Source organism: Pseudomonas sp. KB-10 (genome assembly GCF_018221585.1).
Classification (GTDB): Bacteria; Pseudomonadota; Gammaproteobacteria; order Pseudomonadales; family Pseudomonadaceae; genus Aquipseudomonas; species Aquipseudomonas yangonensis.
In genome coordinates, this window is the sequence record NZ_QYYB01000006.1 from 265885 (window position 1) to 286879 (window position 20995).

Genomic DNA, 20995 nt, shown 5'->3' on the forward strand with positions numbered 1-20995 from the left:
ACCATGTTCGGCCTGATCAAGACGTGGAAGGCCCTTGAAGCCAAAGGCATCATGGGCATCAACCGACGCAACGCGGATTACGTGCTGAAGTACAACAAACGGCACCTGTACCCGATCGTCGACGACAAGATCATCACCAAGGAGCGGGCCATCGAGGCCGGCATCGATGTGCCGGAGCTGTACGGCATCATCGAAACCGAGAAGGAGATCGACAAGCTCGACGAGATCATCGCCGGGCGCACTGACTTCGTCATCAAGCCGGCGCAGGGCGCCGGTGGCGACGGCATCATGGTCATCGCCGACCGTTTCGAGGATCGCTTCAAGACGGTTTCCGGCAAGATCGTCAGCCACGAGGAGCTGGAGCAGCAGATTTCCAGCATCCTTTCCGGCCTGTACTCACTCGGTGGCCACCGTGACCGCGCGCTGATCGAGTATCGCGTGACACCGGATACCATCTTCAAGAGCATCAGTTACGAAGGCGTGCCGGATATCCGCATCATCGTGCTGATGGGCTACCCGGTGATGGCCATGCTGCGTCTGCCGACGCGCCAGTCCAACGGCAAGGCCAACCTGCACCAGGGCGCCATCGGCGTGGGTGTGGACCTGGCCACCGGCGTAACCCTGCGCGGCACCTGGCTGAACAACAAGATCAGTAAGCACCCGGACACCACCAACGCGGTGGACGGTGTGCAACTGCCGAACTGGGACGGCTTCATGAAACTCGCCGCCGGCTGTTACGAGTTGTGCGGCCTGGGTTACATCGGTGTGGACATGGTGCTGGACCAGGACAAGGGCCCGCTGATTCTCGAGCTCAACGCCCGCCCCGGCCTGAATATCCAGATCGCCAACGACTGCGGTCTGACCCATCGTGCCCACGCCGTGGAAGCCCGCCTGGAAGAACTGAAAGCCAAGGGCATTCAGGAAGACGCCGAGGAGCGCGTGCGTTTCTCCCAGGAGCTGTTTGGCCATATCGTCAGCAAGGAAGTCTGACGCTCGGCTACCGTTAGCGTCGCGCCAGGTCGCCCCGACCTGGCGCGCCCAAGACTGGCTCAACGCACGATCGCCAGCTCGAACGCCCCTTCGTCCGCATGCGCATGCCGCTGCATGCCCGCCGCATCCACTGCCAGATCCTGCAACGGCCGCTTGAACGGTTTGTTGTCCAGCGTCTGCAGGCTTCGATCCTCATCAGTAGTGATCAGCAGTACGTAACGCTCGCCACGTTCGGCGCGCACCTGCACCGTGCCCTCGATGAAGGCGTAGCGGTACCAGGTTTCCGGGTGCAGCTGATACACCGCGTCGCTGACCAGGCGCGTTGGCCGCTTGGCCTCATCGAGAAACAGCAGCGACGGATAGATCACCTGGCGGTTGGCGAAACTGCGCACACGCAATCCATAGCTTTGCCGCGACGCCGGCAGTTTCAATGCTGCGTAGTAACTGCGCCCCATGGGAAAGTCGAAGCTGGGCGAGAAACGATCCAGCTCTTCGTAGCGTGGCTCCTGGGCCGACAGCACGCTGAAGTCACTATCGCGCAACTGCCCGCAGCAGCGGAGCGACAACTCGCTATACAGGTTTTCGCCGCGCGCCTGGCTGCCCTCGAGCAGCGCCTGCATGGCTGCCGTTGGCTGGCCATCGAGCATCGGCAACGACGGCCTGCTGCCTTCGAATTCGATCTGCCGGCCCTCGCTGTAGCGCACCGATGAGGCCGTCTTGCTGGAAGCAGCAGCCCGCGGCTGGGCGGGTACCGGCGAATTGTGCGTCCTTCCCTGTTCGTCGACCCAGGTGTAATACGGGCTGTCGTAACTGTCGCGGGCAAATCCTCGCCCCTCCAGCACCGCCGAGTCGATGTACTCCCCTGCCCGCTCGCCGCTGGCCAGTACCTGATCGCGACCCGACGCACCGGCGACCTGGGCGCCGGCATAGAAACTGTTCTGCAGTTGGCCATTACCATCGACCCAGGTGAAATAGCGGCGCTTGCTCTCCCCCGTGCCTGGCGCACTGCCCGGCCAGGCACCACCATCACCGAGCCGGGCCTGATCGCTTTGTTCGGCGCGACGCTTGGCCTGGCTCTGCTGCTCGGCGAAACGGCTGTCGACGAAGGTGTTGTGCACCCGTCCCAGATCATCGACCCAGGTCAGGTAACGGCTGCTGGCAGTGGCCTGTGCCAGGGGCAACAAGGCCAGGATGATCATCAGACTGCGCATCGCCTCAGAACCTCGAGGTGTAGGTCATGGCGAAGATATAGGCCTTGACCGTGGTTTCGATATTGAGCCCGGCGTAGGGGTTGTAGACCAGGTTATCCAGCCCTTCGCAACTGACGTTGCAGCTGCTGCCGGCGGGAATGCTCTGCTTGGAAACGAAGTAGTTGAAGCCGACATCGATGGTGGTGTCCTTGTCCCAGCGATAACCCAGGCCGAGACCATAGAGATCGGCATCGCCCACTGGTGCCAGCACGTCGGCCTTGTCCTTGGGAATGGCCGAGGGGCGGTACTCGTAGCCGGCACGCAGGGCCAGGCGATCATTGACGTCGTATTGCACGCCCACACCCCAGCTCCAGGTATCGCGATACCCACGGTCGAGAATGATGCTGCGATCGGTGGCGTTGCCGCCGCCGAAGGTCTTGGCGATACGCAGCAGGTCGAGCTCGCGATCGAACTCGATCTCGAAGTTGTTCCAGTCGCTGTAGCCGACCCAGCGCAGATCCAGATTGAACTGCCATTTATCGAAGGGACGAACCTTGATGCCGGTACTGAAAGCATCCGGATAGGTCAGCTTGAGCGAGGCGTTGCCGCTTTCCTCGTCTGCGCCATAGGGAAAGATCGGGCTGAGAATCTGACCGAACAGCGAGCCTTGCAGGCCGGACCAGAAGCCCGCCCAGTCCTCGGTATAGTCGACGCGGTACTTGCCCTTGAGATTCATGCGCGCCTCGCTCTGGTAGGTCGCACCCCAGGCGAACCAGTCGGTCGGTTCCCAGAGAATGCCCAGGTTGTAGGTCGGCGACAGGCTCTGCTGCAGATCCAGGTCGAGGTTGGCCAGCGAGTCGAACGGGCCGATCTTGCCGCTGCAGACATTGATGAACGGCCCCGTGATCTCTTCCAGCCCCGGCAGGCAAAGTGCCTCGTTGAGAATACGGGTCAAACCAGTGAGCATGCCGGGGTTACGAAAGTCCTGGTTGAGCGCCACCGCCTGATGGGAAAACCCGATGGACAAGCCTACCGACAGCTCGTCATTGACCTGATAGGCCAGCGACGGTGAGAAATAGGTGATGCGCTGCAGCGATACCTGGCGCCCCTGGAAACGCCCTGGGTCGTCGTCGGAATCGCGCGAATAGCCCAGCGCCATGGGTGCGTATACGTTGGTAGCGAAGGTGAATTTCGAGCCTGGCGGGTTGATCGACAGGCCCGCCAGCGGCGCTACCAGAACCGGCAATTCAGTCATGCCGCCGACACCCGGCAGGTACATGGTCGGCGTCAGGGTGCGGCTGCTGGAATTCTTGAAGGGGTCGTCGTCGAACCCCATGAAGCCGTAGTCCTGCTTGGCGTCGAACTTGGCGCGGATGTCCATCACGCCGCTGAGCAGCTTGACCGTGGTCTGCCGCCCCTTGAGTTTGCTCAGCGCCGCCGGGTTGTAGTGCACGGCATCGATGCCGGTGAAATCGGCGGTGACGGCGTTGCCCATGGCCATGGCCTTGGGGTTGCCAATGGTCAGGTTGTTGGCCAGTTGCGCATCGACGGGCAGGACGCAGGCCGCGCCGAGCCCCACCAGCAGCAGAGCCTGCAGCTTGGCAAGATGAGTCATATCAGGTTCGCTCGCTGCTTACTCGGCCTTGAGGCCCTTGATATCCAGGGGCATGGAGATCCCGAGCAGGACATCGGGCGAATCTTCGGTCATGCCGAACCCGGCATTGACGTTGACGATGGTATTGGGTGCGGTGCGCAGGCCCAGGGAGAAGTTCATCACCGCACTGGTCTGCTCGTTACCCTCGAAGGTGGCATCGCTGAACTTGAATTTCGGTGCCAGGTTGTGGGCCATCTGGAATGAGGTGGCCAGGGACACGTCATAGGACAATGCATAGGCAAAGCCCATGCTCAGCGACAGGCTCGAGCCTGGGTCGACTTCTTCCAGCAAGCGCCCGCCGCGGACCTGATCGGCATCGCGGATGGGCAGGTTGTAGGTGTAACCAAGCGAGCCGAACAGCACCACGGGGTCGATCACGTAGGACAGGTTGGCGCCGACGCCCAGGCTGTAGTAACCGTTGCCCGAGGCCAGGCCATTGTCCAGGCTGACGTCATAGGGGCTGTCGCCGGTCGGCAAGCCCAGGGTGGCGAACAGCGTAGTAACCGGCCGACCGCGTGCCGACGACCACGGCTGCCAGCGCAAACTGGCGGAGATATCGCCAAGGCTGTAGGTATTGAGGTCGCGCTCGGTGTCGTACTTGGCCAGAAACGGCACACGCATGCTGAAGGTAAGGTTGTCCCACACCCCGTAATCGAAGGTGAAGGAATTGGTGAAAGTATGCTGCGCTTCGCTCTGACCGATCACGCTGTAGACGTTCTGCCCGGTACGCACGGTCTGGATCTGCGTGTCGCGCAGCAGTGAGTAGTCGAAGCCGTAGGTCAGGGTACGCTCGCCCTTCTTGAGCAAGGTGTAGCTCTTTTCGGCTGCCTGGAAAACCTCCTCAAGCGCCTTGGCACTGTCGGCGTCGTCCTCCTTCTTGCTCAGCGCATCGCGCGCATCGTCGACCGTAGCCTCTTCGGCCATCAACGGCTGCGCCGCCACCAGCGTCAGCATGGCCAGCCATGCATACCCCCAAACTCCCATGACGCTATCCCCAGATCGTTATTGTTATGCCGGGCAAATCACTTGCGGCGAATGTATTGGATGTCGCCCCCCGACCCCAGTTGGTCGGCCTGATTCGTGGTGAACTTGGCCATCTGCGGAAATTCGCGGAAAGCCAACATGCTGATGGTGCGGTCGTCGATGATGCGCAAGTCGCGATCGGTCAATGCCATGGCATTGGGCGGTTCGTTGCCACTGGGGAAGATCACGAACAGCACGTTCTGATCCCAGATTTCTTCGAAGCGCACACGGGTGAAGCTGATGTTGCCCAGTGCCGGGTCGGCGACGAATACGTGTTCGTTGTAGACGTCGCGCACCACCACGAAATGTTTGAAGCCGGCGTACTCGATGGGCACGATTGCCGGGTGTTCGAGCTGCGCCAGGTCATCGAAACCAGCGCGGAAGCCGCCGCTCTTGTAGCCCAGAGCTGTGACGAAGCGCTTCATGTCGAGCAGGGAAAAACCACGACGCTCGACGATCTTCTCGGCCTCGCCGAAACGCAGCAGCCCTTCCATCACCTGGCGCTCTTCCAGGTTGCGCCCGAGGTAATAGTCGAGCAGCGTGGTCAACGCCGCAGAGCCGCAGCTGTAGTCGTAGGCCTGGCGAATGACGTTGCGAAACTGCAACTGACTCATCGGCTCGAGCACCACCGACTCACGCAGCGGGCCGTTGGGCACCAGCGGCTGGGTGATGTTCACGGTGCCGGTGGGCTGAGGCTTGATGTCGACAGCTTCGGTAAACCCGTACAAACCGATCAGGCTGCCCACGAGAATTTCGATCATTGGTCAATCCGCAACTGCATACAACGAGGCAGGAGCCCGGCCGCGCGCGACAGAGCTCCTGTGGAACGGATCAGGCGGGAATCAGTGGCCCCAGACCTTGACGGTGGAGCCGGCCATGTCCAGACCGTTGATGGCCACGCCACCAATGCTGTTGTTGCCGATTTTCACCGAGTCGACTGAAACACCACCGTTGATGCCCGGCAGGCCGATTTCCAGTTTGTTGTCCTTGACGTCGATGGTCAGCGGATTGGTTTCATCGATATTGAAGCCCGACAGGCTGACGGTGTTCAGGCTCAGAGTGTTGCTGCCATCGCTGATGCCGCTCTCGGTGTCGGTGTAGACGATGGAACCGATGGTGGCATCGAAGTTACCGGCGATGCTGATACCGGCCTGACCGGTGACGCTGGCCAGATCGGAATCATCCAGGGCCTTCAGATCGGCCTGGGCCATGAACGGGACTGCCATGACGGCGGCGGCAAGAGCGAATTTCTTCAGGGTCATCATTGTTGTTATCTCCACAGTTCAAATGGGGGTTCCCCGGCTCTGCCGGTGACGTCCTGTCACGAGCAGCCTGATCGGCCCATGCCGATCACCAGACCTGCCGCGGCTTCCTTAGGTACGCCAGGTTTGGTTTCGCGAAACGCAGCGCGCTTCGCTATGGCTACAAGCTACTAACCCACCATTGAACTGCCAGCCCATCCAAGGGATGGAGCGAACTGCTGACTTGCCGTTCTACTTCTTCATGCCTCGCTCAACAGTCCCAGGCTCTTGCCCTTGAGTACCGCCTGGGTACGACTGCGCACACCCAGCTTGGAAAACAGATTGTGCAGATGCCATTTGATAGTGGCCTCGGACAGATGCACCGCCTGGGCGATATCACGGTTCGAAAGTCCGGCCGCCACGAGTCGCAAAATCTCCCGCTCCCGAGAGCTAACGTCTTGATTTTCATCGAAACTTTCCGGATCAATAGACAGCCGTCGGCATTGTTCGCGCAGTGTTTCAGCAACACCTTGCCAGGCTCCGGCGCGTTTCGGCTCGGCGCTTTTCCAGGCATCCCACAGCGGCAGCAACCATAGCGCGTCGTCCTGGAACAGACGGCGGTAACCGCATTGCCAGGCCTCCTCCAACGTCGCATGCAACAGTGCGAAGGCTTTTTCGCTGTTACCTTTGCGCCAGTACGCCACAGAAAGTAACAGGCTCAGGCGCAGGCGCCGGTCACGCTGGTGCTCCGCGCCCTGCTTGGCCAGGCATGCCTCCAGGCTGGCCTGGGCTTTTTCCAGCCTGCGCTCGCTCAGCGCCAGACGCGCCTCACTCAACGCCAGCGCCGTATGGGCATCGCCATAACGCTCGACAGGCAGGGCTGCGAGATGGCGTTCCAGCTGCAGATAGATGCGTTGTGCCTCGTTGGGCCTGCGCAGCCACAGCAGGAACTGCACCTTGCAGCCCATGGCGATGGCGAACACCCGCTCGTAGCCAGGCCCCTGCAAACCCGCCAGCCACTCATCGAGCTCCTCCAGGCCCTGCTCTGCGGCACCGGCGAAGAAACGCGCGCGCGCCATGACCAGCCTGCCGCGGCTGATCAACTCCACCGGCGTGGCAACATCGCGCCAGGTGGTGGCCAGCGGCAGCTCGGCAAGGATGGCGCCATGTCGATCCTGCTCGTACAGTAAATCGGCATAGGCCAGGCCCAGCGGGCCGCCGACCCGGCTACGCCGTCCGAACACCTGCTCGACGCGTGCCCGCGCCGACTCGGCCAGTGCGCGGCCGCGCTCCAGCTCGCCGTATTCCTTGCAGATCAACGCCTCGATAAGGCTGGCCATCACGTGCAGGTATTCGCTCTCGCACTGGCGCAGGTTCTCCCGCGCCACGGCTATCGCCTTGGCCGCCTCGCCGAACTCCCCGAGCAGGGCGAACGCTGCGGCCTGAACGCAGGCCAGGCTGGCGCGGAACACCGGCTGGTTCTGTGGCACCAGGGCCAGCCAGTGACCGGCGACCTTGAGACAGGCCTCGAGCTTGTCCTGGTAGAGCAGTACCAGCGCCTTGAGCACCTGGGCGGCCGCCAGCAGTTCGATCAGGCCGAAATGCATGCCCTTGCCGCGCCCCTGGGTTAGGCGCGTGCTGACTTCCTCGATCAAGGCTTCGGACTCGGCGAACTTCTGCTCGAAGGCCAGTTGCCAGGCATAGAAGATCTGGAACACCGGCTGCTCGGTGATCACCAGCGGCGGGATGTCCTTGAGAATGGCGAGAATGCCGTAGACCCGGTTGCCGGCGATCAGCCTGGCGCCCTGGCGCTCCAGCAGCTCGGCGGCGAACGCGTAATCGCGTGCACGCAAGGCGTATTTGATCGACTTGTCCGGCAGGTCGTGGCCTTCACACCAGCGCGCGGCGGCGTGCAACAAATGAGCGCTGTCGCCGCGCCTGGCCAGGCGCCCCTGAAGAAATTCGGCGAACAGATGGTGATAGCGGAACCATACGCCCTGCTCGTCCAGCGGAATCACGAACAGTTGCTCGCCCTTCAGGCGCCGCAGCATCTCGTGCCCGTCCTGGCGTCCAGTCAGGGCGTTGCACAGTTCAGCATTGAATTCATCGAGCACCGAGGTCTGGTCAAGAAACAGCTGCACGGCTTCGGGCAGGCTGGCCACCACGTCTTCGGCCAGGTAATCGGCGATGTTGCGCTCGGCGCCTGACAAGCCTGCAAGAAAAGCCGCGCGATTGTGCTGACGCGGCAAGGCCAGCGCAGCCAGATGCAAGGCAGTGATCCAGCCCTCAGTGCGTGCATACAGCTGGTCGAGCTCGCCTTCCTCCAGAGCGAGCCCCTTGATATCGCGCAAATAGGCGGCAGTCTCGGCACGGGTCAGACGCAGGTCTTCGGCCTTGAGCCAGAAAGCCCAGGCGCCCAGAGCAGGCAGCTCGTCGAGAAAGCGCGGCTGATAACGCGTGCTGACCACCAGCCTTACCTGGCTGGGCAGGCGTTCAACCAGATAACGCGAACACTGGCCCAGAGAGGGATGGCGGATACGGTGGAAGTCGTCGAGCATCAGATAGAGGTCTTCAGACAGGCCTTTGAGGTCGTCGAGAAACGCGTCTATGACGGTCTCCAGCGGCCAGCTGACCTCGCCTTGCAGCAGGGCCGTGGTGCTGGCGCCGAAGCCGGGGCAGACCGCACCTATTGCCGCCACAAGATATTGCAGAAGACGCGCCGGCTCGCCGTCGCCCTCATCGCAGGACAACCAGGCGACACGCGCCCCCTGCCCCTGCAGACGACTGCGCAACTGGCTGAGGACGGTGCTCTTGCCAAAGCCTGCAGGAGCACTGAGCACGATCAGGCGCTGCTCGCGGGCCTCCAGCAAACGCTTGAGCAAAGCCGAACGTTGCAGTAAGGGAGCGCCCTCGGCATGGGCGGGATACAACTTGGTGCGCAACAGCGGCGCGGCGGCTTGGCTGGATGGATTCTGACTGTTCATGATTCGAGTAGGCTCAGCTCGCGGGCACGGCGGATGGCTTGAGTGCGATTACGCACCTTGAGCTTTTCGTAGATGTTGTGCAGGTGCCATTTGACGGTCCCCAGTGCCAGTGCCAGCTGCTGGCCGATCTCCTCGTTGGACATGCCCTTGGCAGCCAGACAGACCACCTCGCGCTCGCGCTCGGTCAGCCCCTCCTCCAGCGTGTCCTGCGGCTGCCGAGAATCCTGCCCGGACCAGGCACTCAGCAGGCTGCGGATGAAGGCCTGCAATGCCGGCTGACGCTCGGCGGATTCCAGTTGCAGCAGCAACTGACGGATGGCCTCGCCCTCCTCGATGAACAGGCTGCGCGCCTCCTCCCGCTCAGCATCGATCAGGCACTGCACCAGCAGACTCTGCGCCCGTTCCTGGTAGCCCAGGCGCTGGTAGCTAAGCGCCGCGAGCAGATCCAGGCGCAGGCGATGCAGCCCGTGCCAACCGTTCTGCAACTGGCCGCGCAGTTGGGTGATCTCGTGCAGTGCTTCGCTGTAATGCCCTCGCGTCTGTTGCAGGCGAATGCGGGTCAGGCCAAGCACCCACGACACCGGATTGAAGCTGCGCTGCTTGTAATGGCCAGCCAGCTTGGCCCAGTCCACCGACTTCAGGCGCTGCTCCGCGCGCTTGCTGCGGTCGGCTACCGGTTCCTGAAGCATGAGCGTGATCTCTTCACCTACCGCCTGCACATAAAAGCGCCAGGAATGGGTGCGCGCCGCCAGGTTCTGCATCAGTACCAGAGTCGCGAGCGCCTCTTTCGGGGCGCCCTGCAGACGTTGAACTCGTGCCAGACAGAGCATTGCCTGAGCGTAGAGATCGATCGGGTTGATCACATCGACCTTGGCCAGGGCCCAGCGCAGACGGTCCTGCAGGCCATCGATGCGCCCCTGGTGATAGGCGATCAGCGAGTCGGTGATGGCCGGCAAGACCAGCGCGCGGGACTCTTCGCCAAACCAGGGCATCGTCCGCGCGCGCAGTTGTTCGAACAACAGTTGCGCCTGTTTTATCCGCCCCTGCTCCAGACACAGGAGCACCTCGACGTTGGCCAACTGCATGTCCAGATAGCGGCCTTCAAGAAAGTGATTGCGCTGCTGCGCCAGCGCCAGCAGCTTGCGCGCCTGCTCACCCTGGCCCAGCATGACGTTGGCCAGAGCGCCAACGGCAAGGATCGCGACCTCGAGAAACGCGGTGTGCTGCCCGAGCTGCACCTCGATACGCCGGGCGAGGTTGACGCAGCTATCCAGGTCGTCCTTCTGCAAGGCGATTACCGCCTTGATCGCCAGGGTCGCCAGAACCTTGTCACTCAACGGACCACCGCTACGCGACTCGCTCCAGCGCTGCAGCAACTCGTCGAGCATGCGGTTGGCTTCGCTCAGCCCCATTTCCGTTGCCCGGGTCCAGACGTCGGCGAGCACCAGCACCGGGAAGCGGCCAGCGATCTCGTCCGGCACGTGCTGGCGCCACTTGTAGATCAGGTTGAGCTGCCCGCGGTTGATCAGCTCAAGACCGCAGCCGTCGATCAGCGCGGCGAGCATCTCGGTATCTTCGGCGAGGCAGGCGTGCTCGATGGCCAGGTTCTGCATGTGGTGATTGGTGAACCACAGGCTGGCGTTGAAGTGCAGCTGCTTGAAGCGCTCCGGGTCGCGTTCCTTGAGACGGCCACGGAGAAACTCGGCGAACAGGTTATGAAAGCGATACCACTGCCGCTCGCGGTCCATCGGCAGGAGAAACAACTGCATCGCCTCCAACTCTTCCAGCAGCTGCTGGCCATCCTGGCGCCCGGTCAGCGCGTTGGCCAGATCGCCACTGAGCTGCTGCGCCACACCCAGCGCCAGCAACTGCTCCTGGCGCTCGGCCGGCAACTGCTCGAACACCGAGCGCAGCAGGTAATCACCCACCGCATGCTTGTCGGCACCCAGTTCGGCCATGCGCTCCGTCGGTTGGGGATGATTGCGCAGCCATAAACTGGCCAGGTGCACTCCGACCAGCCAACCCTCGGTATGGCTGTAGAGGGCACCGAATGCCTCGGGGTTAAGCTGCAGACCGCTGCGTTCCAGATAACTGCGCGTCTCTTGCGGATTGAGCCTGAGCTCATCGCTGCCGAGTTCCAGCAGCAGCCCCTTGGCTCGTAACGTAGCCAAGCCCAGGGCAGGTTGCGAGCGGCTACCGATCGCCAGGGTGAAATTGGGTGGCGCCAGCTTGACCAGGCGGCTGAGCGCCGCGAGCAGCTCGCCATCCTGGATCAGGTGCAGATCATCGAGTACCAGCAGCAAGGGCTCGGACCGTTGCGACAGGTCCGCCAGCAGGCTTTCCATCATCGCCTCGACCGGTACGAGCATGGTATTGCGCAGATAACCCAGCGCGTCGCTCCCAAGGCCGGGCAGTGCCTGACCCAATGCTTCGATCAGCTGCTGGAAGAAACGGACCGGCTCATCGTCATCGGAACCGAGCGAAAGCCACGCAACCGCGCTGCCCGCCTGGCGACGCTGCTCGGCCAGCATCGCCAAAGCGGTGGTCTTGCCGAAGCCGGCTGGCGCGCAAAACAGCACGAGGCGGGCATGGGGATAGGCCGAAAGCGCGGCTTCGACCTGGGGTCTTGCCAAATAGTCCGCAGATGCCTGGGGCGGCGACAATTTCGAACGCAGCAGGCTTCCAGCAGCTGGACCTGTCACAACATCCATGGCCTGGATCCCTTATAAATTATTGTTCTGGTATTGGCCGCTCCCGTTTTAGCGGGAACAGCTCTACATTCAACATCCTGGCACCGCGCCATACTAATCAGGCGGACGCGGCCGAGTAAACCCGGCGCAAGCTCTAGGATGAATGTTAGCGGCGGACTACAATCGCCCTTTCATCTCTTCCGGCTACCGTGCATGCCCAGCTGCTCTCTACACCCGCTTCCCTACCGGACAGACCCCAGCGACTACTTTCAGCGCATTCGCCAGGCCCCAGGTGCCGTATTGCTGGATGCCGGGCGCCCGAATGCCGAGCGTGGACGCTATGACCTTATGAGCGCCTGGCCATTGGCAGAACTGGCGCCAGTGGCCGACGAATCGGCCAACGATTTCCTGCAGCGCCTGCGCGACGCGCTGCAGAGCCTTGGCCATGCGGAGGCGCCAGCGCAGCAGCCATTGCCATTTGTCGGCGGCCTGATCGGTTACCTGGCCTACGACTTCGGCCGTCGCGTGGAAGCGCTGCCCGAACAGAGCACCGATGACCTTGGTCTGGAAGATGCGCGGTTCGGCCTGTACGCCTGGGCGCTGATCAGCGATCACCAGCGCGGTACCAGTGCGCTGCTGTTTCACCCGAAGCTGCCGGAAACAGAGCGCCTGCGTCTGCAGGCGCTGTTCGAAGCCCCCTGCAACGAGGACCTTGCGCCCTTCCGACTGAGCCAGCCGTTCAAGGCCGATATCGACCAGTCCCGCTATCGCCAGGCTATCGGACGCATTCAGGAGTACATCCTGGCGGGCGACTGTTATCAGGTGAATTTCGCCCAGCGTTTTCAGGCCCCCTGTGCGGGCGATCCCTGGACTGCATATCTGGCGCTGCGCCACGCCTGCCCTACTCCGTTCTCGGGGTTTCAGAGCCTGGGCGGCGCTGACGCTATTCTCAGCCTGTCGCCCGAGCGTTTTCTCAAGGTCAGTGCAGGTCAGGTGGAAACACGCCCGATCAAGGGTACCCGGCGCCGCGGCGATAATGCCGAGGACGACCAGGCGCAGGCACAGGACCTGCTGGCCAGTCGCAAGGATCGCGCCGAGAATCTGATGATCGTCGACCTGCTGCGCAACGATCTCGGCCGCAGCTGCCGCACCGGCTCGGTCAAGGTACCAGAGCTGTTCGTCCTGGAAAGCTATCCGAATGTGCACCATTTGGTCAGTTGCGTGACCGCCGAGCTGGCGCCCGACAAGGATGCGCTGGATCTGATCGCCGGTAGTTTCCCCGGTGGCTCCATCACCGGCGCACCGAAGATCCGCGCCATGCAGATCATCGACGAGCTGGAACCGACCCGGCGCGGACTCTACTGCGGCTCCTTGCTGTATCTCGACGTGCGCGGTGAGATGGACAGCTCCATCGCCATCCGCAGTCTCCTGGTCAAGAATGGCCAGGTCAGTTGCTGGGGCGGTGGCGCCATCGTCGCCGACTCCGACTGGCAGGCCGAGTATCAGGAGTCGATCACCAAGGTGAAGGTGCTGCTGGAAACGCTGGAGCGCCTGTAGGCCGAAGCCGAATAAGCACCCCAAACGAAAAACGCCGCGAAATCGCGGCGTTTTTCATGCATCGGTCTTACAGACTCAGCTTGCGGTTCGAGGCCTTGAGGAATTCCTGCTTGAGGTCCTCATAAGTGTGCACCGCCGGAAACTGCGGGAACTCGCGGATCACATTATCCGGCGCATGGAACAGGATGCCGGCATGGGCTTCGCTGAGCATGGTGGTGTCGTTGTACGAGTCGCCCGCTGCGATCACCCGATAGTAGAGGCTCTTGAAGGCGATGACCGACTGGCGCTTGGGGTCCTTCTGGCGCAGCTGGTAGCTGACCACGCGATCGTTCTCGTCGGTGATCAGGCGGTGGCACAGCAGGGTCGGGAAACCGAGCTGACGCATCAGCGGCTGGGAAAACTCGTAAAAGGTGTCGGAAAGGATCACCACCTGGAAGCGCTCACGCAGCCAGTCAACGAACTCCACCGCGCCGTCGAGCGGTTTTAGCGTGGCGATCACGTCCTGGATGTCCCTGAGCTTGAGGCCATGCTCGTCGAGGATGCGCAGGCGCTGCTGCATGAGCACATCGTAATCGGGGATGTCGCGGGTGGTCGCCTTGAGCGACTCGATGCCGGTTTTTTCCGCGAAGGCGATCCAGATTTCCGGGACCAGTACGCCTTCCAGGTCGAGACACGCGATTTCCACAGGCCGCTCCTTGGTTGAGCCAAAAAGGAGCCGGCACTCTAGCCGCTGGGCTTGGTGCACGCAATGCAGCATGCTTATAACCGAAACAAAGGACACCAAGCGCCTTAGTTATTTAGCCGCATAACCGGCCTTTGTTACCATCGCGCCCTCACGCACACGATCTGGAGTCCTCAACATGGAACTCGACCTGGACGCGCTCAACGCCAAACTCGGCAACCAGCCAGAAAAGCTGGTGCAGTGGGCCATCGGGCTGGGCAAAACCGCCATCTGCACCACCAACTTCCGCCCGTTCGAAGCGGTGATCCTGCACATGGTCAGCCAGGTCAAACCGGATATCCCGGTGGTCTGGATGGACAGTGGTTACAACACCGAAGCCACCTACCGCTTCGCCGACGAGGTTACGCGCAAGCTGAACCTGAATCTGATCACCTACCTGCCCAAACGCTCGCGCGCGCATCGCGAAGCCATCGACGGCCCGGTGCCCGGCCTGGATGATCCGCGCCATGCCGCCTTCACCGAAGAGGTCAAGCTCGAGCCCTTCGCCCGCGCCCTGCGCGAGATGGCACCGGGTGTCTGGTTCACCGCCCTGCGCGCCACCGATACGGCCGTGCGCGCGCAGATGGACCCGATCAGCATCAATCCGGATGGCCTGATCAAGGTCGCTCCGCTGCTGCACTGGACATCCAAGGATCTCTACCAGTATCTGGTCGCCCACGACCTGCCGAACGAGTTCGATTACTTCGACCCGACCAAGGGTGAAGACAATCGCGAGTGCGGTCTGCACCTGAGCCACTGATCGGCACGGGTTGGAACGAAACATGGCGCCCTTGGGCGCCATGTTCGTTTCAGCCTCTGCCTCAGTGCATGGGCAATTCGACGTCCGCGAACAGCTCTTCGAGCTCGGACTTGTTATGGCACTGCACGGCTTTGGCCAGCATGTCGCGGGTCAGGTGCGGGGCGAAACGCTCGATGAAGTCGCACATGAAGCCACGCAGGAAAGTACCGCGACGGAAGCCGATCTTGGTCACGCTGGGCTCGAACAGCCCATCGGCGTCGAGCACCACCAGGTCCGGGTCGAGCTTGGGGTCGACGGCCATCTTGGCCACGATGCCGACACCCAGGTTCAGACGCACGTAGGTCTTGATCACGTCGGCGTCGGCGGCAGTGAACACCACCTTGGGCGTCAGGCCGCGATGGCTGAAGGCCTCGTCCAGTTTCGAGCGCCCGGTAAAGCCGAATACGTAGGTGACGATGGGATGCTCGGCCAGCGCTTCGAGGGTCAGCTTCGGCAGCTTGGTCAGCGGATGCCCCTGCGGTACCACCACACAGCGGTTCCAGCGGTAGCAGGGCATCATGATCAGATCGTTGAACAGCTCCAGCCCTTCGGTGGCGATGGCGAAGTCGACGCTGCCATCGGCGGCCATCTCGGCGATCTGCGTCGGCGTACCCTGATGCATGTGCAGCGACACGTCCGGGTATTGCTTGATGAAAGCGCTGATCACCGGTGGTAGCGCATACCGGGCCTGGGTGTGGGTCGTGGCGATGGACAGCGTGCCCTTCTTCTCGTTGGAAAATTCCTGGGCGATCTGCTTGATGCTTTCGACCTTGCGCAGAATTTCGCCGGCCGTGGTGATGATGCGCTCTCCGGCCGGGGTCACGCGGGTCAGGTGCTTGCCGCTGCGGGCGAAAACTTCCACGCCCAGCTCGTCCTCGAGCAAGCGAATCTGCTTGCTGATCCCTGGTTGAGAGGTGTACAGGCTCTGAGCGGTAGCCGATACGTTGAGGTCGTGGTGCGCAACTTCCCAGATGTAGCGCAATTGCTGAAGCTTCATATGTTTCCCTCAGAGCGGTAAGGCAGCAGTAGCCGCCAATGCCGTATATAACCATATTATTGGTTTAGTAGCACAGCCTAGAACTTTTTATTAAATACCTCCCTTTACAGATCCCCGTGCCCACGATGCTGCAGCATGGGCACCAGATATACCGGCACCTCCGACAACTGCACGATCCGCGCTGCCGTACGCCCCAGCGGTATGGTCAGGTCCGTACCATGGCTGTGACTGCCTACGACCAGCAGATCCACTCCAAGTTTCTGCGCCTCCCCCAGAATCACCGCTGGCGGATCGCCTTGCAGCACCCGCACGGCACGTATCAGCTGAAGATCCTGCTGACCATCTCCAACTTCGTCACGAAAGCCTTCAAGTACACGTTGCTCGATGCTGGCCATCACGGTGTTCAAACCATTGCGACGCAGCTCCGCCAGAGTGTCTTCATCCAGGTAGGTCTGCAGCACGGACTCGGCGAACAGGCCCATGGGTTCCACCGCGTGAACCACGTATAAATCAGCCTTGAAGCTGCGGCTCATAGCGAGGGCGTGCTGCAGCACGTAAGAGGCATAAAGCCCCAGATCGGTGGCATAAAGTATCGAGCGGATCACGCGGCCTCCTCGACTGCTGGCGCAGGCCTCTGATTGAGCTTAGCAGCGCATCAGACAAAGCAAGAACCGCAACGTCATTTAGGACGAATGGCTATATACGCGCACGTGATTGCCGCCGGGATCAGGGCAACAATTCGTTGCTCACGCCATGGGGGACATGCCCGGTCGCCACTACCTGACGAGCTTTTTCGCAATGACCGGTCTGGTCATCGAAGAAAACGTCGGCCGCGAAGGCCTCCAGCACCGCGGACTTGTCCAGCCCACCCAGAAAGAAGGATTCGTCCAGGCGGATGTTCCATTCGCGTAGCGTACGGATCACTCGCTCGTGCGCCGGGGCCGAGCGCGCGGTGACCAGCGCCGTACGAATCGGGCATTCGGCTTCGGGAAACTCCTGCTGCAACGCGTGCAATGCGGCGAGAAATGGCTTGAACGGCCCACCTGGCAGAGCCTGCCGAGCGGACTCGCGCTCGTGATCCTGAAAGGCATTGAGACCGCCGCTTTGATAGACGCGCTCGGAGTCATCGGAAAACAGCACGGCATCACCATCGAAGGCAATACGCAGTTCATTGCTGTTGGCGCGCCGGGTGCCGCCGGAAAGCAGCGTGGCCGCACCGAAACCGGCTTTCAGCGCATTGCGCACATCCTCGGCATGGGTAGAGAGAAAAAGATGGCAGCCGAAGGCCGCTAGATAAGGATCGGGGCTGCGGCCGCCGACGAAGGCAGCGCGGGAAATGCCAAGGCCGTAATGCTGGATCGAATTGAACGCACGCAGGCCGGTATCGGCGCTGTTGCGCGACACCAGAATGACTTCGACGCGCTGTTCACTGAGGCGTGTGTTCAACCCCAGCAGCTTCTCCACCAGCGGGAAGGCGTCACCCGGCATCAGTACCTCATCTTCATGCTCGATCTGATAGCGACGGTAGGCTTCAACACCCTCGCTCTCGTAGATCTGATGACTCTCGCTCAGATCGAACAGCGCCCGCGAGGAAATCGCCAGCACCAGCTTGTCCCCCAGCCCCTTGCCCATGATTAGGCCTCCCGGCGAGCCTGAATGAAACGCAGCGCCTGATACAGCGCGCGCACCTTGGGCATATCGAAACCCGCGGCATCCGCAACCGCCAGAGGTGCTTCATAGATGGCATGCAGCTCGGCCGGCCGGCGCTGGGCAAAGTCGTGGTACATGCTCGGCAGATAATCGGGCATGCGCTGCGTCGCCGCGAGCAGTTTGTCCGCATAGTTCTCAGGCATCGCATACCCCAGCGCCTGAGCGGCCCGTACCACTTCCTGCATCATGTCGGCGATCAGCGCGCGGCTATCGGCATTTCCCATCATGCGCCGCGTATCGGCATCGAGCAGTACCGACAGGCCGTTATAAGGGATGTTCCACACCAGTTTCTGCCAGCGCGTCTGTGCCAGGTCACGCATCGCTGCCGAATCCAGGCCGGTGCTGCGCAGCAGACCCGCGCCCTCCTCGACCAGCGCCAGGCGCGACTCGTCGCCATCCAGCGGCCCAGAATGATAGGCCAGATTGATCGCCCCCAGCGCCTGATGCTCGATCACCCCCGGAGCGCGGCGGTGAACGCAGATGTAGCAGAGCCCACCGAGCAGGTGCAGATCGTCGCTCAGCAGCGGGCGCAGCTCGTCCTCCACCGCCAGACCGTTCTGCAACAGCACCACCTTGGCTCCTGGCGCCGCGGCCTTGGCGATCAGGGGCGCAAGCTCGGCGTTGGCCGTAGTCTTGGCCCCCACCAGCAGCCAGTCGCATTGCGGCATGTCCTCGATATTGCGATAGGCCTGTACCGCTGGCAGGTGCAGGGCGCCGTGCACACTGCTGTTCAGCTGCAGGCCTCGCTCGACGACGGCAGCGTATTCGCTACGCAGCAGAAAGTGCACGTCGTGCCCGGCGCGCGCCAGCAGCATGCCGTAAAAGCCGCCGATGGCACCGGTGCCGATGATGCCGATGCGCGGCGCGGGGGATTGAGACATCAGGGAAGCTCCTCAGCCGGGCGAAGCAACGCCTCGCCCATGGCGGTTAGCAGATCGGAATGGGCAAGGCGCGCTTGCAACGCGCCAAAGAAATGACCGTCCTTGACCAGAAACAATGAAGGCAGATGAAAGACCTCGTAGCGCGCCACCAAACCGGCGTTACGCCCCGCATCGATCCAGCACAGCCGCTCGACCGGAAGCGCCATGCCTGGCAGCGCCTGGCGCGCCCAACGACAGCTGGCACAGCCCGTGCTAGTGAACACCAGCAGCGAGGTACCGGGAAGGTCGAGCAGGCGGCGGTCAGCATCCAGATCGGTCAATTCCAGTTGCGTCGCTATACTGAATCCAGTGATATCAGTTTGCCTGCACTCGAGGTCGGTATTCATGCGTAAGTTTCTGCGTCATCCAAGCGACATGCCGGTGGAACTGGTGTTGCGCAGACAGGCCTGCATTCCCCGGCAACGGCTGAACAATATCAGCCTGGGCGGGGTCGCATGCAACTCGTTACGCGGCTTTCGTCGCGGTACCTCGGTCGAACTGCGCATCCCGCTGCTCGGCGATCAGGCGCGCTATCCAGGGGTCGTGGCCTGGTGTCGACGACAGGAAAACGACTACTTGGTAGGCATCGCCTTCATCGATGAGGACACTCTGTTCCGCGCGCGCATGGTCGAACAGGTCTGCCAGATCCAGCACTACCGCCAGCAGCTGGAACAGGAATCAGGTCAGCCCATGGCGATCGAGCAATGCGCCCAGGACTGGATCGCCAAGCATGCCGCTGAGTTTCCCTATCTCGCGTAGTGAGCCCTCGCCACCCTCCGCAAGGCCATCAGTCCCTCATACTGCCAATCTATGAGGCCATTGAACTTAACGCCCATTGTCGTGCAGCCCCTTACGCGCTAAGGTTCGGCTCCCCCTGCACCAACTAGCTGTGCACCGCCATAGGGGATCGCTGGCGGCCGGCACCCGTGACCTGACGACCTGACCCGATGAATAGCACCATGGCTGATTTACCGATCGACGACCTCAACGTCGCTTCCAATGAAACCCTGATCACCCCCGATCAGCTCAAACGCGAAATCCCCCTGACCGATGCGGCACTGAAGACCGTCGCCCATGGTCGTCAAGTGGTGCGCGACATTCTCGACGGCAAGGATCATCGCCTGTTCGTGGTCGTCGGCCCCTGCTCCATTCATGACATAAAGGCCGCTCACGAGTACGCCGAGCGCCTCAAGGTGCTGGCTGCCGAGCTGTCCGACAGCCTGTTTCTGGTCATGCGCGTATACTTCGAGAAGCCGCGCACCACGGTCGGCTGGAAAGGTCTGATCAACGATCCGTATCTGGACGACTCGTTCAAGATTCAGGACGGCCTGCACATTGGCCGTCAATTGCTGCGCGACCTGGCCGAAATGGGCCTGCCCACCGCCACCGAAGCGCTCGATCCGATCTCCCCGCAATACCTGCAGGACCTGATCAGCTGGTCGGCCATCGGCGCCCGCACCACCGAATCCCAAACCCACCGCGAAATGGCTTCAGGCCTGTCCTCGGCGGTCGGTTTCAAGAACGGCACCGACGGTGGTCTGACAGTGGCGATCAACGCGCTGCAATCGGTTTCCAGCCCGCACCGCTTCCTCGGCATCAACCAGCAAGGCGGCGTGTCCATCGTCACCACCAAGGGCAATGCCTACGGTCACGTGGTGCTGCGCGGTGGCAACGGCAAGCCCAACTACGACTCGGTCAGCGTCGCCATTTGTGAGCAGGAACTGACCAAAGCCGGCATCCGGCCGAACATCATGGTCGACTGCAGCCACGCCAACTCGAACAAGGACCCGGCCCTGCAGCCGCTGGTACTGGAGAACGTCGCCAACCAGATCCTCGAAGGCAACAATTCCATTGTCGGCCTGATGGTCGAGAGTCATCTGGGCTGGGGCAATCAGTCGATCCCGAAGAACCTGTGCGACCTCAAGTACGGTGTATCCATCACCGACGCCTGTATCGACTGGGACACCACCGAGAAGAGCCTGCGCAGCATGCATGCCAAGCTCAAGGATGTACTGCCCAAGCGCCCTCGCGGCTGAGGGTTGTGCAGCCAAAAGAAAACGCCGGGCTATGCCCGGCGTTTTCGTATTCCTTCGTCAGGCGGGATCGTTTCACCCGCCCTGGAGAGCTTGCGCCTATTGATGGCGCGAACGGCGCTCCATGTAGCGTTCGACGTAGGAGCAGGATGGAATCACCGTATACCCCTGTCCTTCGGCATATTGCAGGGCATGCTCGGTAAGCGCTGCGGCAATGCCGCGGCCACGTAGGGCGTTGGGTACGAAGGTCCGGTAGATGTCCAGCGTCTGCTTACCCAGATCCATGTAGGCCAGATAGGCGCGATCACCATCGACGGTCGTCACGAACTGGTGACTCGCCTGGTCATGGTGGATGGACAACCCCTCGCTCATCTTCTCTCCTCTAGCCGCAACCGTTAGCGGCGCATTTACTTTTACTTCATACCGGTGCTTTGGCAAAAGCGCAAACCCTGATCCTGCTTCTGCAGGTGAGATCGGCCAAGCTTA

At 61.9% G+C, this 20995-nt stretch carries 19 protein-coding genes; 5 read left to right on the forward strand and 14 right to left on the reverse strand.

Annotated features, from left to right (window positions below):
• The first annotated feature begins 3 nt into the window (after positions 1-3).
• Positions 4-990 carry an alpha-L-glutamate ligase-like protein gene (locus tag DXK50_RS17830; RefSeq protein WP_212631246.1) on the forward strand — a complete coding sequence of 329 codons (987 nt, stop codon included), beginning with the start codon at positions 4-6 and terminating at the stop codon, positions 988-990.
• Positions 991-1049: 59 nt separating this feature from the next.
• On the opposite strand, the gene DXK50_RS17835 is transcribed toward DXK50_RS17830, so the two are convergent.
• From DXK50_RS17835 to DXK50_RS17865, 7 genes are all read right to left on the reverse strand, one after another.
• On the reverse strand, positions 1050-2201 hold the full coding sequence (locus tag DXK50_RS17835) for a MalM family protein (protein WP_212631247.1): 1152 nt from the start codon (positions 2199-2201) through the stop codon (positions 1050-1052).
• Between the two features lie 4 nt (positions 2202-2205).
• Positions 2206-3795 carry an outer membrane protein transport protein gene (locus DXK50_RS17840; RefSeq protein WP_212631248.1) on the reverse strand — a complete coding sequence of 530 codons (1590 nt, stop codon included), beginning with the start codon at positions 3793-3795 and terminating at the stop codon, positions 2206-2208.
• 18 nt (positions 3796-3813) lie between these two features.
• On the reverse strand, positions 3814-4818 hold the full coding sequence (locus DXK50_RS17845) for a transporter family protein (protein WP_212631249.1): 1005 nt from the start codon (positions 4816-4818) through the stop codon (positions 3814-3816).
• 38 nt (positions 4819-4856) lie between these two features.
• Positions 4857-5618, reverse strand: coding sequence for a C39 family peptidase (locus tag DXK50_RS17850; protein ID WP_161867039.1), 762 nt, complete (start codon positions 5616-5618; stop codon positions 4857-4859).
• 81 nt (positions 5619-5699) lie between these two features.
• Positions 5700-6122 carry a DUF6160 family protein gene (locus tag DXK50_RS17855; RefSeq protein ID WP_161867038.1) on the reverse strand — a complete coding sequence of 141 codons (423 nt, stop codon included), beginning with the start codon at positions 6120-6122 and terminating at the stop codon, positions 5700-5702.
• Positions 6123-6358: 236 nt separating this feature from the next.
• Positions 6359-9082, reverse strand: a complete 2724-nt coding sequence (locus DXK50_RS17860) for a helix-turn-helix transcriptional regulator (RefSeq protein ID WP_212631250.1) — start codon at positions 9080-9082, stop codon at positions 6359-6361.
• Positions 9079-11793, reverse strand: coding sequence for a LuxR C-terminal-related transcriptional regulator (locus tag DXK50_RS17865; protein ID WP_212631251.1), 2715 nt, complete (start codon positions 11791-11793; stop codon positions 9079-9081). Before DXK50_RS17865 ends, DXK50_RS17860 begins: the two co-directional genes overlap by 4 nt.
• Positions 11794-11985: 192 nt before the next feature.
• Here DXK50_RS17865 and pabB point away from each other — a divergent pair, with 192 nt between their 5' ends.
• A complete protein-coding gene (gene pabB, locus DXK50_RS17870; protein ID WP_212631252.1) occupies positions 11986-13329 on the forward strand; it encodes an aminodeoxychorismate synthase component I in 1344 nt (447 codons plus the stop codon).
• Between the two features lie 67 nt (positions 13330-13396).
• On the opposite strand, the gene thrH is transcribed toward pabB, so the two are convergent.
• Positions 13397-14014 (reverse strand): bifunctional phosphoserine phosphatase/homoserine phosphotransferase ThrH, encoded by a 618-nt coding sequence (thrH, locus tag DXK50_RS17875; RefSeq protein WP_212631253.1) that lies wholly within the window; start codon positions 14012-14014, stop codon positions 13397-13399.
• Between the two features lie 175 nt (positions 14015-14189).
• Between thrH and DXK50_RS17880 the strand changes: the two genes are divergently transcribed.
• On the forward strand, positions 14190-14810 hold the full coding sequence (locus tag DXK50_RS17880) for a phosphoadenosine phosphosulfate reductase domain-containing protein (protein WP_212631254.1): 621 nt from the start codon (positions 14190-14192) through the stop codon (positions 14808-14810).
• Positions 14811-14871: 61 nt separating this feature from the next.
• On the opposite strand, the gene cysB is transcribed toward DXK50_RS17880, so the two are convergent.
• From cysB to DXK50_RS17905, 5 genes are all read right to left on the reverse strand, one after another.
• Positions 14872-15846, reverse strand: coding sequence for an HTH-type transcriptional regulator CysB (gene cysB / locus DXK50_RS17885; protein ID WP_161867032.1), 975 nt, complete (start codon positions 15844-15846; stop codon positions 14872-14874).
• 104 nt (positions 15847-15950) lie between these two features.
• Positions 15951-16451: a universal stress protein gene (locus DXK50_RS17890; RefSeq protein ID WP_161867031.1), complete on the reverse strand. Its 501-nt coding sequence runs from the start codon at positions 16449-16451 to the stop codon at positions 15951-15953.
• A 121-nt stretch (positions 16452-16572) separates the two neighbouring features.
• The gene (locus DXK50_RS17895; RefSeq protein WP_161867030.1) at positions 16573-17478 is read right to left on the reverse strand and encodes a 5'-nucleotidase; all 906 of its coding nucleotides are present in this window, start codon (positions 17476-17478) and stop codon (positions 16573-16575) included.
• Positions 17479-17480: 2 nt separating this feature from the next.
• Positions 17481-18437, reverse strand: a complete 957-nt coding sequence (locus DXK50_RS17900) for a putative 2-dehydropantoate 2-reductase (RefSeq protein WP_212631255.1) — start codon at positions 18435-18437, stop codon at positions 17481-17483.
• Positions 18437-18823 carry a YbbN family protein gene (locus DXK50_RS17905; RefSeq protein WP_161867028.1) on the reverse strand — a complete coding sequence of 129 codons (387 nt, stop codon included), beginning with the start codon at positions 18821-18823 and terminating at the stop codon, positions 18437-18439. Before DXK50_RS17905 ends, DXK50_RS17900 begins: the two co-directional genes overlap by 1 nt.
• Here DXK50_RS17905 and DXK50_RS17910 point away from each other — a divergent pair.
• Complete coding sequence (locus DXK50_RS17910) at positions 18822-19235, forward strand: PilZ domain-containing protein (protein ID WP_161867027.1); 414 nt, start codon at positions 18822-18824, stop codon at positions 19233-19235. The genes DXK50_RS17905 and DXK50_RS17910 overlap by 2 nt on opposite strands.
• A 200-nt stretch (positions 19236-19435) precedes the next feature.
• Positions 19436-20512 (forward strand): 3-deoxy-7-phosphoheptulonate synthase, encoded by a 1077-nt coding sequence (locus DXK50_RS17915; RefSeq protein ID WP_041978939.1) that lies wholly within the window; start codon positions 19436-19438, stop codon positions 20510-20512.
• Between the two features lie 96 nt (positions 20513-20608).
• Here the strand turns inward: DXK50_RS17915 and DXK50_RS17920 are convergent, their stop codons facing one another.
• A complete protein-coding gene (locus tag DXK50_RS17920) occupies positions 20609-20881 on the reverse strand; it encodes a GNAT family N-acetyltransferase (RefSeq protein ID WP_161867026.1) in 273 nt (90 codons plus the stop codon).
• Positions 20882-20995 lie beyond the last annotated feature (114 nt).

What these genes read in the sequence shown, in the direction of transcription:
- DXK50_RS17860 (WP_212631250.1), bottom strand. Translation starts at nt 9,082, where the DNA reads ATGAACAGTCAGAATCCATCCAGCCAAGCCGCCGCGCCGCTGTTGCGC.
- DXK50_RS17830 (WP_212631246.1), top strand. Translation starts at nt 4, where the DNA reads ATGTTCGGCCTGATCAAGACGTGGAAGGCCCTTGAAGCCAAAGGCATC.
- DXK50_RS17865 (WP_212631251.1), bottom strand. Translation starts at nt 11,793, where the DNA reads ATGGATGTTGTGACAGGTCCAGCTGCTGGAAGCCTGCTGCGTTCGAAA.
- pabB (WP_212631252.1), top strand. Translation starts at nt 11,986, where the DNA reads ATGCCCAGCTGCTCTCTACACCCGCTTCCCTACCGGACAGACCCCAGC.
- DXK50_RS17915 (WP_041978939.1), top strand. Translation starts at nt 19,436, where the DNA reads ATGGCTGATTTACCGATCGACGACCTCAACGTCGCTTCCAATGAAACC.
- DXK50_RS17855 (WP_161867038.1), bottom strand. Translation starts at nt 6,122, where the DNA reads ATGATGACCCTGAAGAAATTCGCTCTTGCCGCCGCCGTCATGGCAGTC.
- DXK50_RS17895 (WP_161867030.1), bottom strand. Translation starts at nt 17,478, where the DNA reads ATGGGCAAGGGGCTGGGGGACAAGCTGGTGCTGGCGATTTCCTCGCGG.
- DXK50_RS17835 (WP_212631247.1), bottom strand. Translation starts at nt 2,201, where the DNA reads ATGCGCAGTCTGATGATCATCCTGGCCTTGTTGCCCCTGGCACAGGCC.
- DXK50_RS17880 (WP_212631254.1), top strand. Translation starts at nt 14,190, where the DNA reads ATGGAACTCGACCTGGACGCGCTCAACGCCAAACTCGGCAACCAGCCA.
- DXK50_RS17900 (WP_212631255.1), bottom strand. Translation starts at nt 18,437, where the DNA reads ATGTCTCAATCCCCCGCGCCGCGCATCGGCATCATCGGCACCGGTGCC.
- DXK50_RS17850 (WP_161867039.1), bottom strand. Translation starts at nt 5,618, where the DNA reads ATGATCGAAATTCTCGTGGGCAGCCTGATCGGTTTGTACGGGTTTACC.
- DXK50_RS17845 (WP_212631249.1), bottom strand. Translation starts at nt 4,818, where the DNA reads ATGGGAGTTTGGGGGTATGCATGGCTGGCCATGCTGACGCTGGTGGCG.
- cysB (WP_161867032.1), bottom strand. Translation starts at nt 15,846, where the DNA reads ATGAAGCTTCAGCAATTGCGCTACATCTGGGAAGTTGCGCACCACGAC.
- DXK50_RS17840 (WP_212631248.1), bottom strand. Translation starts at nt 3,795, where the DNA reads ATGACTCATCTTGCCAAGCTGCAGGCTCTGCTGCTGGTGGGGCTCGGC.
- DXK50_RS17905 (WP_161867028.1), bottom strand. Translation starts at nt 18,823, where the DNA reads ATGAATACCGACCTCGAGTGCAGGCAAACTGATATCACTGGATTCAGT.
- DXK50_RS17920 (WP_161867026.1), bottom strand. Translation starts at nt 20,881, where the DNA reads ATGAGCGAGGGGTTGTCCATCCACCATGACCAGGCGAGTCACCAGTTC.
- DXK50_RS17910 (WP_161867027.1), top strand. Translation starts at nt 18,822, where the DNA reads ATGCGTAAGTTTCTGCGTCATCCAAGCGACATGCCGGTGGAACTGGTG.